General features: G+C 40.9%; 9 protein-coding genes and 1 pseudogene. 9 read left to right on the plus strand and 1 reads right to left on the minus strand.

Annotation, left to right across the window (positions count from 1 at the left end; translation table 11 throughout):
- The first annotated feature begins 60 nt into the window (after nucleotides 1–60).
- The 6 genes from selA to BKL51_RS09115 all read left to right on the plus strand — a co-directional run bounded on the left by selA (nucleotide 61) and on the right by BKL51_RS09115 (nucleotide 10,116).
- Nucleotides 61–1,446 (plus strand): L-seryl-tRNA(Sec) selenium transferase, encoded by a 1,386-nt coding sequence (gene selA / locus BKL51_RS09090; RefSeq protein WP_077466378.1) that lies wholly within the window; start codon nucleotides 61–63, stop codon nucleotides 1,444–1,446.
- Nucleotides 1,443–3,314, plus strand: coding sequence for a selenocysteine-specific translation elongation factor (selB, locus tag BKL51_RS09095; RefSeq protein WP_077466379.1), 1,872 nt, complete (start codon nucleotides 1,443–1,445; stop codon nucleotides 3,312–3,314). The genes selA and selB overlap by 4 nt, the downstream gene beginning before the upstream one ends.
- A 9-nt stretch (nucleotides 3,315–3,323) precedes the next feature.
- Entirely contained in the window at nucleotides 3,324–4,271 is a 948-nt protein-coding gene (locus BKL51_RS09100) for an RsiV family protein (RefSeq protein ID WP_077466380.1), read from the plus strand.
- 363 nt (nucleotides 4,272–4,634) lie between these two features.
- Complete coding sequence (locus tag BKL51_RS09105) at nucleotides 4,635–7,649, plus strand: TonB-dependent receptor domain-containing protein (protein ID WP_077466381.1); 3,015 nt, start codon at nucleotides 4,635–4,637, stop codon at nucleotides 7,647–7,649.
- A 153-nt stretch (nucleotides 7,650–7,802) separates the two neighbouring features.
- On the plus strand, nucleotides 7,803–8,594 hold the full coding sequence (locus tag BKL51_RS09110; protein ID WP_077466382.1) for a Slam-dependent surface lipoprotein: 792 nt from the start codon (nucleotides 7,803–7,805) through the stop codon (nucleotides 8,592–8,594).
- Between the two features lie 70 nt (nucleotides 8,595–8,664).
- Entirely contained in the window at nucleotides 8,665–10,116 is a 1,452-nt protein-coding gene (locus BKL51_RS09115) for a porin family protein (protein ID WP_077466383.1), read from the plus strand.
- A gap of 71 nt (nucleotides 10,117–10,187) precedes the next feature.
- On the opposite strand, the gene tusA is transcribed toward BKL51_RS09115, so the two are convergent.
- Complete coding sequence (tusA, locus tag BKL51_RS09120) at nucleotides 10,188–10,427, minus strand: sulfurtransferase TusA (protein WP_077466384.1); 240 nt, start codon at nucleotides 10,425–10,427, stop codon at nucleotides 10,188–10,190.
- Nucleotides 10,428–10,540: 113 nt separating this feature from the next.
- On the opposite strand from tusA, the pseudogene BKL51_RS09125 reads away from it, so the two are divergent.
- The 3 genes and pseudogenes from BKL51_RS09125 to hemG all read left to right on the plus strand — a co-directional run bounded on the left by BKL51_RS09125 (nucleotide 10,541) and on the right by hemG (nucleotide 13,142).
- Nucleotides 10,541–11,161: pseudogene (locus tag BKL51_RS09125) on the plus strand (YigZ family protein).
- 2 nt (nucleotides 11,162–11,163) lie between these two features.
- Nucleotides 11,164–12,627 carry a TrkH family potassium uptake protein gene (locus BKL51_RS09130; RefSeq protein ID WP_077466385.1) on the plus strand — a complete coding sequence of 488 codons (1,464 nt, stop codon included), beginning with the start codon at nucleotides 11,164–11,166 and terminating at the stop codon, nucleotides 12,625–12,627.
- Complete coding sequence (gene hemG, locus BKL51_RS09135; protein WP_077466386.1) at nucleotides 12,627–13,142, plus strand: menaquinone-dependent protoporphyrinogen IX dehydrogenase; 516 nt, start codon at nucleotides 12,627–12,629, stop codon at nucleotides 13,140–13,142. Before BKL51_RS09130 ends, hemG begins: the two co-directional genes overlap by 1 nt.
- Nucleotides 13,143–13,233 lie beyond the last annotated feature (91 nt).

Consider the following 13,233-nt stretch of genomic DNA (forward strand, 5'->3'; position numbering starts at 1 on the left):
TCGGTGCTACTTTAGCGTAAATTGTTTAGCACTTCAACGTTATTTTAAACGGATTCAAAGATGACCGCACTTTTTCAACAGTTGCCGGCGGTTGATAAACTTCTCAAAAGCTCACAAGGTGAACGGCTTATTGCTGAATTTGGGCATTCCGCCGTGGTGGCAATGTGTCGGGAATTATTAACACAGGCACGTCAATTTATTCAAAAAAATCATCAGCTTCCTGAATATTTTATCCATTTTGACCGCACTTTTGCGGAACTTGAATATCGTCTGCGACAACAAAACCAAGTACAAATGAAATCGGTACATAATCTTACCGGTACGATATTGCATACTAATTTAGGTCGTGCGATATGGCCGAAAGCAGCTCGGCGAGCGGCATTGTCTGCGATGCAGGGCAATGTCACACTGGAGTATGATTTAGAGGAAGGCAAACGTAGCCATCGTGATAATTATATCGGCGAACTTTTATGCACGTTAACCGGTGCAGAGGCCGCTTGCGTGGTGAATAATAATGCGGCAGCGGTATTGTTGATGTTAGCCGCCTTTGCACAAGGTAAAGAGGTGGTTATTTCACGGGGAGAGTTGATAGAAATCGGTGGTGCATTTCGTATTCCCGATATTATGACCCAGGCAGGTAGCCATTTGGTTGAAGTGGGCACGACCAATCGCACGCATTTAAAGGATTATCGCAATGCGCTCGGTGAAAATACCGCCTTATTAATGAAAGTTCATAGCAGTAATTATCAAATTTTTGGTTTTACTTCATCGGTTTCGGAACAAGAGTTAGTTGAACTTGGACGAGAAATGAATATACCGGTCGTCACGGATCTTGGCAGTGGGGCATTAATTGATTTAAGCCAATACGGCTTACCAAAGGAACCTACTGTACAAGAGAAGGTCGCTCAAGGGGTGGATTTGATCTCCTTTTCCGGTGATAAACTATTAGGCGGCGTGCAGGCAGGGATTATTGTGGGAAAAAAAGAATGGATTGCGCAATTGCAAGCTCATCCGCTAAAACGGGTATTACGTTGTGATAAAGTGATCTTAGCCGGTTTAGAAGCGACATTGCGCTTGTATTTGAATCCTGAAAAATTAACGGAAAACTTACCGACATTACACTTGCTCACACAATCTATCGAACAATTACACGCCAAGGCAGAGAGTCTTAAAGTGCGGTTGGAAATGCGATTAAATTCACAGTTTGACATTCAAATTGAGGAAAGCTACGCACAGATTGGCAGTGGCTCGCAGCCGATGGCTCGAGTTCCTTCCGTTGCCGTCACGCTTTCTGAAAAAACAAATGGAAAATTAACCGCACTTTCCGAACGTTTCAAAAAACTCCCTCAGCCAATTATCGGGCGCATGGAAAGCGGTAAATTATGGTTGGATGTTCGCAGTGCGGCAGAGATGGAAACCTTATTACAGACGGTGGATAAACTATGATTATTGTCACCTCGGGACACGTTGATCACGGCAAAACGGCGTTACTAAAAGCGTTAACCGGTACACACACAGCTCATTTACCGGAAGAAAAAAAGCGCGGTATGACAATTGATCTTGGTTATGCCTATTTACCCTTTTCTTCCCAAGGCCGCTCAAAAACATTGGGTTTTATTGACGTGCCAGGGCATGAAAAATTCCTTTCCAATATGTTGGCAGGGTTAGGTGGTATTCATTACGCCATGTTAATTGTGGCGGCAGATGAAGGCATTGCCGCACAAACTAAAGAGCATTTAGCGATTTTGCATCGGTTACAATTTAATGAAATTATTGTCGTGCTAACAAAAGCAGATAGAGCGAATTCGACGCAAATCGATACATTAATACAACAAATCAAACAAGATTACGTATTTTTACGTGGCGGTAACTATTTTGTTACCTCAGCTGAAACCGGACAAGGTATTGCAGAGCTGTGTCACTATTTGCAACGCCTGCCGGAACTTGCCGACTCACAAAAACCGTTTCGTTATGCTATTGATCGTGTCTTTAGCGTGAAAGGTGCCGGTACGGTAGTTACGGGAACAGCATTTACGGGGGCGGTGAAAATTAATGATGAACTTTATCTTTCCACCGGTCAAAAAGTACGGGTGAAAGCCATTCATGCACAAAATATGCCGAGCGAACAAGGTTTTGCAGGACAACGTTTGGCGCTGAATCTTAATGTTGATCTTGATCGCATACCGACAAAACGGGGGGATTGGCTATTGCAGGATGTAGCGCTGCAACCAACAGATCGTATTAGTGTACAAATTCAGGCTGAAACCCTGGTAAATGAAAGTCAGCCGGTGCATATTTATCATGCCGCTAGCCGAACTACAGGTAAATTAACCTTGTTGCAAGGCAAAAATGTTGCAGAAAATGACCGCACTTTAGCTGAAATTATCTTGGATTCACCTCTTTTCTTGGCGTTTGATGACAAACTCATTATTCGAAGCGGTGATGCAAAAACGTTGCTTGCCGGTGCGCGTGTATTGGAAATTGATTCGCCAAAACGTTATAAACGAACGGAAGTGAGGTTAAATTTTTTGCATAATCTGAGCCTATTGGAAAATGCCTCGCAACGTATTGCATTAATGCTTCAACATCACGCGATAGCGGCAAAGCGGTTAATGTGGGTAGAGCAACTGACCGAAAAACAATTGAATGTTGCTTTGACACAATGCGGGGCAGTGCGCTATCAAGATTGGTGTTTTAATGCCGATTATCAGCAGGAAAAAACACAGCAAATTTTGACCGCACTTAGCACTTATCACGAACAACATAATGATCAACTAGGGGTTAGCAAAGCCCGCCTATACCGTATGGCGGCACTCAATCAACCGGAAAATTTGATTGATCATTTTATTGATGAAATGCTGGAAACAAGGGCATTGCAGCAAACAAGAGGTTGGTTGCATTTGCCGACGCATAAAATTCGCTTTACCGCGGAAGAACAACAATATTGGTCGAATGTGTTGAATGAATTTGAAAAAGCCAACGGGCAAGCGGTTTGGGTGCGAGATATGGCAAATGCTTTAGGGACAGATGAAAACTTGATGCGAAATTTTATGTATAAAGCCGGTAAACTGGGCTATCTTACCCCTATTGTAAAAGATCGTTTCTTTTTAACGGAAACTATTTATGCTTATGCACGTCTTATTAAGCAGATTGCCGAAGAGGAAGGGAGAACTTCTGTCAATGAAGTGCGTGACCGCCTGAATTTTGGGCGCAAGCTCACTGTTCAACTCATGGAATATTTTGATCGCATTGGTTTTTTACGTCGTAAAGGCAATGATCACATTTTGCGTGATAAGAACATATTTGATTTGTAAGGAGAAAAAATGAAAAAAACATTAATTTCAGCCGTAGTTTTAACCGCACTTTTAACCACCGGTTGTCAAGATCAAGAGACTCAAGCAAAAATTGAGCGGCTTAATCAAACAGTGACACAGCTCACAGCAGAGAATGACCGGTTAAAAGTGGATTTAACAGCAGAAAAAGAGCGAGCAGAGAAGATTATTCCTGCTATTTTTGTAGAGAAAGAGATGGTGTTTAACAAATCGGAAACTATTAAATACCCGAAACCTAAACAGGGGGAAGATTATTTATCGGAAGAAGGCAAGATTGAGCATTCCGTTTTTACGTTGAAAACCAATGTTGATTGGTTGAATACCCTATTATGGGAAGAATTGACACGTGATTTATGGGAAAAATTAACACGTGATGAAAATGAGAATAACAAAAGAAATGTGCCTACACGTGAGCAGCTTGTTGCAGAGTTGCAAAAAAATTTTGATGCAACCTATAAGGCAATGACGGAAGAACGAACAAAAGGGGATGAAGGTCATCTTTCGGTTGATTTTATCGGGCAAAAAGAAAAATTAGCGACGTTTTCGATTGGGGCTTATGAGTATGAAGGGGGGGCTCATGGAATGGGCGGTAGTCTTTATTTGACTGTTGATCTAATTTCTCGCAAAATTTTAAGACTTAATGATTTATTTGATGAGAAAGTATTACAAAAAGTAAAAGATCTATTGTGGGCGAATTATACGCAAGACGGTATGGTAAAAGATGATGAAACCTTTAGAAAAAAAGAAAGTTTTAATGTATCGGATAATATTTATTTAGATTTTAAAGGGGTACATTTCATTTATAATATCTATGAAATTGCACCTTATGCGGATGGCGAACAGGATTTAACTCTGAATTGGTGGCAATTAAAGGATTTATTAAAATCAGATTTTAAACAACAAAACTATGTAAAATTTGATGAAGATGGAAAGGAATAATGAGGCGAAGTGCGGTGATTTTTCACCGCATTTTTTTATCATTATTTTTTGGGTTCGTGGTAGCGATATAAAAGAAAAAATTCAATAGTTGTGTCAATGTTAAACCCATCTCAAAAATATTTAGTTCATTTTTTATAGTTAATAGCCATTTCCTAGCATTTACTATTCATCTCTTTATTTTACCTAATTTTAGGTGGCCACTCCCGTCTCTCAACAATTATGCTAAAACTAATCAAATAGCTAGGCATATTCAATTTGAAATTTTTCGTTACGGCTTCTTGAAGTTATCAATGTAATTCAGTAATATCACAATCTTAAATGATAACAGTTATCATTTAACTTTGATATTTACAGGAGCCTTAAATGAAAAATAAGAATATTTATCGAAAATTGCTATTGAGCGCATACGGTTTGACCTCTATTTCCGTTGTTCAAGCCTCAACGACCGTACAACTAGATGTTATTGATGTTCGTGCTACCTCCGATCAAAAAGACGAACAAGGTAAAGATGATGTATATCAACGCAATATTACTAATCTCTATGCAGGAAAAGAGACGATCGAACGCTACAAAGGCACTTCTCCGGCCGATTTATTCCAAGGGTTCAACGGAGTGTATAGCGGTGACGCGCGTAATAGCGGCGCAGTCGATCCCAACATCCGTGGTGTACAAGGACAAGGGCGGATTCCGGTTACGATTGACGGCACGGAACAAGCATTAACCACTTGGCGAGGCTACAACGGTGCGAATAACCGTAATTATCTTGATCCGAATTTAATTGGCGGTATTACGGTAGAAAAAGGCCCCGATCTGGCATCTGGTAATCAATCGGGGATTGGCGGTGCGGTAAAGATGCGTACGATCGATGTGGATGACATCCTCAGGCCTGGACAAAAAGTCGGTGCCGAACTGAAACTAGAAACCAGTGATAATTCGGTAAAAGAACGTATTCCTGACTTTAAATGGGGGCAGGATTATCGTGTCGTCGGTGACGACACACCTGGTGATTTTTCTTCCGTTGCACTGGTAAAACCAAAAACGAAAGGCAAATATTTTAAAGATAACGCAATGCGGTTGGCGGTTGGTGTAAAAGAAGAAAAATTCGATTTACTTGCCGCCTATGCTTATCGCTCTAAAGGAAATTATTTAGCCGGTAAAGGCGGTGCTGATAAATACGAGGGCGTCATAGATGAAAAATCCGGGCGGGATTTAAAACAAATAGAACCGAATCTTCCTTTTGCCGCTTCCATTTATCGACCGCATACGGAAATTCCGAATACCTCCAGTGCAATGGAATCCTACCTACTGAAAAATACTGTTCGTCTAACGGATAAACAAACCTTAAAAATGGGTTATCGCCATACGAAAATCACCTACGGTGAAATTATGCCTTCCCGCCTTGATTTCAGCGAGTTTCACGGTTATATCCCGCAATGGCCGCTGGCGACAGTCAAACAGCAGGCATTTAATCTAGATTACGCTTATAACCCCGATAACCCTTGGATTAATTTTAATGCCGGAATTTGGTACACCCGCACCATAAGCGATACCAACACTTCAGGCGGCAATCCCCGTGAAGCAAAATCCAAGGATGTTGATTGGACGTTGGCGACCACTCCATGTGTAGGGGTAAATCCTGATGCGGTAAATCCTCATGAGTTTTTAGTGCTTGATCGCGATTGTTTGGCCCGAATCGGCGATCCGTTGGTTAAACAAAATCCAAACACTGACGGAAAGTACAATTATGTTAATGCGGCTCAAGTCAATGCTTACAATACCCGGCGCGGTATTCACTTAAGTAATACGATGAACCTAACGGATAAGTTAGATCTCACTATTTCTGCCGCACTCCAAAAAGAACGTTTAATCAGTAGCCACTTTAACGCAACGCCAAACCCAAGCAGCACCTATGAAAGCCCGCCTCGTGCCGGTCGCCGTCAGGAATGGGACATCGCATTTAATTTCAATTACCGTCCGACTAACTGGCTAATGCTAACCGCTGGTGCGCGTTATAACGAATATTGGTCTTTTGATGATTATTTAGATTATTTGGTCACAAGCGGAGAGCTTTATAAACCTTATCATTATGATGGAGTTGACTATCCGGCAACAGTAAACGTTGGCCAATCTATTTCCTATAAAGAAGTGATGACACAGAAGGAATGGGATCGCTATGATGAAATTAATAAAAAACTATTTGGACCTGATTCAGAAGTGTGTAAAACGGAAGCGTGTGAAAGAGAACGAGAAAAATTGAGTAAAGAGTTTTGGAAAATAGAAGGTGAAGATAATATTCAAGACGGCTATCGTTATCATAAGAAGGGCATAGATCAATATTATCACTCCGATGGACGATTACATCGGGAAGATAATCCTTTTTACAATGGCACATTAAAAAATGAAAAAGTTAAACATCCGATTACCGGCGAAACAGTGGATAAGTATCAACTATACTATTCCGGCACATTTGCCGAAAAACTAAAAGACGAAGAAAAACTCAAAAAAGTGGAAAAGAAACGGGGTCATGCGTTTTCACCGGCATTTTCCGCCACCGCATTTTTAACAGATAATTCCCGTGTGTATGTGCGTTACACCCAATATGCCCGTATGCCGAGCATCTTTGAAACCACCGTCGGTTTTTCCGCCAGCGCGGATACCTCCGCCCGTTTTAAAAACGCCAAACTAAAACCGGAGAAAGCACGAAATATTGAGCTAGGCTATGTTTATGATTTCAGCAGCTATTTCGATTCACCGACTAAAGCAGATATTAAATTGAACTATTATCATAATGTTACTAAAGGCGTTATTGACCGTAATACTGACTTTCGTTTTGTCCAACTGGATAAACGGATATTGGAGGGAGTCGAATTGCAAGCCCGTTATGATAACGGCGATTATTTTGGCGATCTAGGCATTGAATATCATCTAAAAAATAAAGTTTGTGATGCCAATACCGCCGTGGAAATGGATCCGGTTCAATTGCGCGTTCCAACCTGTATGACCGGCGGTTTTGCTTGGGGCTATCTGCGTACCCAATTACAACCCAAATATTCTATTAGCTCAAATTTAGGCGCTCGTTTCTTAGATAGAAAATTGGAGATCGGTACCCGTTGGTTATATCACAGCAAAGCAAAAAATAAAGACGAAGACCGTCTATGGGAATTAAAAGTTTTAGACGGTGGTATTTGGAACCGCCCGATGTCATGGCAACCGGTATTAACTGTAGATGCCTATATTAAATACCAATTTTCACCGAACTTTACCATGGAGCTGACCGGAACCAATTTAACCGATCGTTACTATTTAGATCCGATGACCCGTTCTATGATCCCGGCACCGGGCAGAACCTTTAAATTAGGGTTAACGGCAAAATTTTAGAAGAGCGTTTTTCTTCTAAAAAGAAAAGCGGTAAAACTTTGCAACCAAACAACCGTTTTACCGCTTGACAGGAAGCCATAGGCGTTCTGCGTATGAAAAACCTATGGTTGTTAATCGTGGGAATACTCCCACAAAAAACATGGAGATTCTAACATGAAAAAATCAATTTTATCCACCGCACTTTTTGCCGCATTGGCTATTGCTACCACCTCTGCCAATGCAGTTGTAACCGCCGGTGTCAGTCAAAAAACAGCATTACAATTACCTGAAAAAGGTTCGGCTGCACATAACGGCTGGTTCCACTCCGATCAAGCCGGATTACCGGGTGTTATAGTTGATGGTGTAAGCAAAAAAGTTACCAGCTTCCAATCTCTTACCAAAATCACCAAAAATACTCAATGGTTAAAAGCTTTTGGCGGCGTCGATAAAAACGGTGTTGTTGTATTAAAAATGAATAATATGCCGAAATGGGTGCCGGGTTTCCATAATCAATTGGGTAATTTCGCCTTTAAAAAAGTCGGTGCGGAAGAGCTATATTATGGGGAATGGTTAGCTAGAGACGGAAATATAAACAAAGATCGCGTAGTTTATTATGCCGGAAATAATAAAACTGAAAAAATGCCTACCGGTGGTGTAGCCGTTTATGAGGTAACCGGTATCAATAAAAATACCGAGCTAAATCAAGAGCAGTTAAAAGGTCAATTCACGGCGGATTTCACTAGCAATAAACTGAACGGTTCAATCAGTAAAACGGGATTAACCGTTAAAGTTAATGCAGGTATTAATAAAGATGCCAGTTTCTCAGGAAATGCCATCGCTAATGGTAACGTAAACGGCTCCACAAAAGGACATTTCTTCGGCAAAGATGCGGCGGCTTTAGCCGGTTATGCCAAATTTAACGGTAATAACCAATTCGATACCGCTTTCGGCGGCACGAAAAAATAGCCTTTTATCACTTTTGTATTTAGGGGGAGGCTTCTCCCCTTTTTATCTTATTACCCGAATATGGATTTTTATGAAAAAACGTTATTTTATCTCTATCGGAATGCTTTATTGGCTAATCGGTTCGACCGCCCAAGCAAATACGCAGGAACAAGATGCGCTCAGACTATGGCGACAACATTCTCAGCAATCAGCACAACAGCAGCAAGAACAAAGCATTAATAGTGAGCAGCCAAGAAATGAAATTACTTTAGAAGGCGAATCTTTTAATGTAGAGGATAATGTTGAAGCCGTCGGACAAGCCTTATATATCGCATTAAACCGCCAGCTATGGCAATACGCCGAAAAATTTCTTGCTCAATATGAGCATTTTCCCAATCGCCAACCCCAATTAGTTTGGTTTGCCAAAGGCGCATTAGCCAGAGAACACGGTGATTTAACCGAAGCGGAACACTATTATCGCACTCTCTTACAAAATGAACCGGATTTCCTACGTGGTCAATTAGATCTCGCCCGAATTTTATTTGAAAATAAAAAGAACATAGAATCGACCGCACTTTTTCAGCAACTCACCGCTCAACCCTTACCGGACGGCGTACGATTGACCATTCACGATTATCAACAAGCGCTCCAAGAACGGGAAAGCTGGCAACATTCACTCGCCATAGGTTATCAATATAATCAAAATATTAATCAATCCTCACAAAAGGAAGTCTGCCTACTTTATAAGGAAGAGCAATGCCTGATTAATCGCCGCTCGCCACAACCGATCAATGCCCACGGTTGGCGCTATGATTTTAATACACAGCGGAGAATGTCTTTAACGGGCAATCACGGACTGTTATTTTATCTGAACGGCTACGGGCAATTTTACCCTAGACAGGGAGATTACAATGAAAACACCGTTAAAACCTATAGCGGATATAGTTTTCTTAATGCTAAAACAGAAATTACCGTCGCCCCTCTACTAGAATACAATACTTTCGGAAATCACCGTTATTATCACGGCTGGGGCGTGCATCTTGACTGGACGCAAACTATTTCGCCACGCCATAGTTGGAATCTCCAATTTGAGCATAAAAAACTTCAATACAGTCAACATTACAGTGCATTTAATAAAGCCGATATCAGCTCGTTATTCGGCACTTGGTATTATTTATTTACGCCGCAAACTACTCTATTCGGCGGCATTGATTGGTCATCTCGCCGCACTGCGGACGATACCCAATCTTATCGTATGCAAGGTGTTCGATTAGGTTTTAATTATCAATTTGATTTTGGCTTGAACGCTACTGTTTTAGCGTTGCTACGGAATTATAATTATCAAGGCTATCACTCGGCACTCGAAGTAACCCGTAAAGACAAACAACAGATCTATTTAACCGTATTAAAAGTACCAAGTTGGAATTTCAAAGGCATCACGCCTCATTTAATCTTGAAACATACGCGTAACCGCAGCAATGCCGATTATGCGTATAGTTATAAACAAAGTGAAGTTCAACTCAATTTTGAGTGGAGATTTTAAATGAGTATGGGGGAATTCCATTTCTCCTAAGCTTTTATTATTGTCGGACAACCGGAGATTTACCCCTATTTTTATTTCCCTTTCTTTACCCAATATTTAAACGGGGTTGTGTCCACCTCACTTTGCAGTAACCGATGATCCATAAATTGACAAAAACTTGGAATATCGCGCGTAGTGGCGGGATCATCGGCAAGGATTAATAGTACATCCCCTTCGTTTAAGTGGCGAATCGTTTTGCGCACTAGCATAACAGGTTCCGGGCAACGCAGGCCTAAGGTATCAAGCGTTTGAGTGATAGTAATTTCAGACATTGATTTCTCTTTCCAAAAAAATAGTATGCAATGATACCACTTGTTGGGAAATTTCGACAAATCCCTATCATCAATGCTAGACTAGCACCATTGAGACTATCAGAAGAAATATAATGGCGGAATATTTTATTCCTAAAAGTGCGGTCGTTTTTGAAGAAGAAATTAAAAAAAGCCGCTTTATCACTTATCTACAACATACGAATGGTTTAGGCGAAGCTAAAGCATTTTGGACAAAGCTCAGGCATATTCACCCTAATGCAAGACATCACTGTTGGGCGGCGGTGGTAGGCAAGCCTACGGATTCGCAACAATTGGGATTTTCGGATGATGGCGAACCGGCAGGTACGGCCGGAAAGCCGATGTTAAGTGCCTTATTAGGAAGTAGTATAGGCGAAATTAGTGCCGTAGTTGTCCGTTACTACGGGGGAATTTTATTGGGAACAGGTGGTTTGGTACGCGCTTATGGCAATGGCGTTCAACAGGCATTAAAACAGCTGAAAACGGAAATTAAAGTTGAGCATATTCCTTTTCAATTAGATTGTGATTATGGGCAAATGGGGTTGGTGCAGCTACTTTGTGGCAAATATCAAATTGAGATTTTATCGTAGGATTTTCAAGTGCAAGTTCATTTAACTTTAGGCATTAGTGAAAAAACGATTGAACCTTTTTCAATAGAACTGGCTGAAAAATCTGCAGGTAAATTGACCGTTCAACCGTTGAAAGCAGGTAAATAATCGTGCATATTTTATCCATTATTCGAATTATTGGTATTCTCGTGATGTGCTTTTCCTGTGCCATGTTGATTCCTGCTTTTGTTGCATTAATCTACGGTGACGGTGGCGGAAAAGCCTTTATGCAAGCCTTTGTTTTGAGTTTAACGGTTGGTACCCTGTTGTGGTGGCCTTGCCATCATCACAAACAAGAATTGCGTTCACGAGACGGATTTCTGATTGTGGTGGCATTTTGGTTTGTGCTTGGCGGGTTGGCCACTTTGCCACTATTGCTACTCGATACACTCCATTTAACAGTCGCATCTGCGGTATTTGAAGCTTTTTCAGGCTTAACTACAACAGGAGCGACAGTAATGACAGGGCTGGATAATCTGCCTAAAGCATTGTTATTCTATCGTCAACTATTACAGTGGCTCGGTGGAATGGGGATTATTGTATTGGCGATTGCGATTATCCCGCTATTAGGTATTGGCGGTATGCAACTTTATCGTGCGGAAATGTCCGGTCCGATGAAAGAGCAAAAAATTCGTCCAAGGATCACCGAAACCGCCAAAATGTTGTGGGTGATTTATCTTTCACTGACGATTTCTTGTGCGTTAACTTATTGGTTGGCAGGAATGGATCCCTTTGATGCATTAACACATAGTTTTTCTACGGTATCTATTGGTGGTTTTTCGACACATGATGCGAGTATGGGCCATTTCAATAGTCCGTTGATTAATGGTATAACCGTCTTATTTTTATTGATTTCCGCCTGTAATTTTGGCTTACATTTTCGTGCGTTTTCAACAACCGGACATGAAAATTTTGTCAAAATTTATTTACGGGATCCCGAATTTCGTTTTTTTATTAGTACCCAGATAATATTGGTTGCAATATGTATTTTAGTGATGTGGAATCACAGTTATTTCTCATTCTCTTGGCAAGATTTTGAACAAGTATTGTTTCAAGCCGTATCGATTTCTACTACAACGGGATACACAACATCAGATTTTACCGTATGGCCGTCTTTTGTACCTGTATTATTAATTCTCGCCTCTTTTATGGGAGGCTGTGCCGGCTCTGTCGGGGGCGGCTTACGAGTGGCGAGGGTATTAGTGCTTTATTTACAAGGCAAACGGGAACTTAAACGCGTGGTGCATCCGAATTTAGTCTATCCCATTAAATGGGGAAAAAACGTATTGGACGAGCGGATTATTGGTAGTATCTGGGCATTTTTTTCGGCATATCTTTTGGTCTTTGTAGTTTGTTTATTGGGGGTAATTGCCTGTGGTGTAGAGCCTTTCGATGCATTTAATGCGGTTTTAGCCTGTTTAAACAACCTTGGCACGGCATTAGGTTCGGTTAGTAGTAATATGATGGCGATTCCCGACAGTGCAAAATGGATTTTAACCGTTGCAATGGTATGTGGACGTTTGGAAATTTTTACCTTATTAGCTTTATTTACTCCTGCATTTTGGAAAGCTTAATGAAAACATTAATTCTTTATTCAAGCCATGATGGGCAAACAAAAAAAATCTCGGAATTTTTAACCGCACTTTTAAATGGTGAGGTGCTGGTCGAGGCTTTACGAGAAGATTATGATATTGAAACCTTTGATCGAGTTATTATTGGCGCTTCCATCCGTTATGGTCATTTTAGTAAAACCCTCGATCATTTTGTTGTGCGTAATCGTGTGCATTTGGAGCAAAAAAGAGCGGTATTTTTTGGCGTTAATTTAACTGCTCGGAAAGAAGGCAAGGATAACCCCGAAACTAATGTCTATGTGCGCAAATTTTTACAGCGCACAAAATGGCAGCCTGAATTGGCCGCGGTGTTTGCAGGCGCACTATTATATCCGCGTTATAAATGGTTTGATCGTGTGATGATCCAATTCATTATGAAAATCACTGGTGGTGAGACGGATACAACAAAAGAGATCGAATATACGGATTGGGAAAAAGTCAGAGAATTTGCCCAACGAATTAACCGGTTGGAGAAATAACCAAAATTGAGCCGAAATTTACCCGATTTGGAGGCGATTTAATCAAAGGATCATTTTTTTAAATTTTTTTTACAAAAACCGCTTGCATTCG

The organism is Rodentibacter sp. Ppn85 (assembly GCF_001999335.1).
GTDB lineage: Bacteria > Pseudomonadota > Gammaproteobacteria > Enterobacterales > Pasteurellaceae > Rodentibacter.

Excerpts from the sequence above, each read along its gene's own strand:
- selA (WP_077466378.1), top strand. The coding sequence starts at position 61 with ATGACCGCACTTTTTCAACAGTTGCCGGCGGTTGATAAACTTCTCAAA.
- selB (WP_077466379.1), top strand. The coding sequence starts at position 1,443 with ATGATTATTGTCACCTCGGGACACGTTGATCACGGCAAAACGGCGTTA.
- BKL51_RS09100 (WP_077466380.1), top strand. The coding sequence starts at position 3,324 with ATGAAAAAAACATTAATTTCAGCCGTAGTTTTAACCGCACTTTTAACC.
- BKL51_RS09105 (WP_077466381.1), top strand. The coding sequence starts at position 4,635 with ATGAAAAATAAGAATATTTATCGAAAATTGCTATTGAGCGCATACGGT.
- BKL51_RS09110 (WP_077466382.1), top strand. The coding sequence starts at position 7,803 with ATGAAAAAATCAATTTTATCCACCGCACTTTTTGCCGCATTGGCTATT.
- BKL51_RS09115 (WP_077466383.1), top strand. The coding sequence starts at position 8,665 with ATGAAAAAACGTTATTTTATCTCTATCGGAATGCTTTATTGGCTAATC.
- tusA (WP_077466384.1), bottom strand. The coding sequence starts at position 10,427 with ATGTCTGAAATTACTATCACTCAAACGCTTGATACCTTAGGCCTGCGT.
- hemG (WP_077466386.1), top strand. The coding sequence starts at position 12,627 with ATGAAAACATTAATTCTTTATTCAAGCCATGATGGGCAAACAAAAAAA.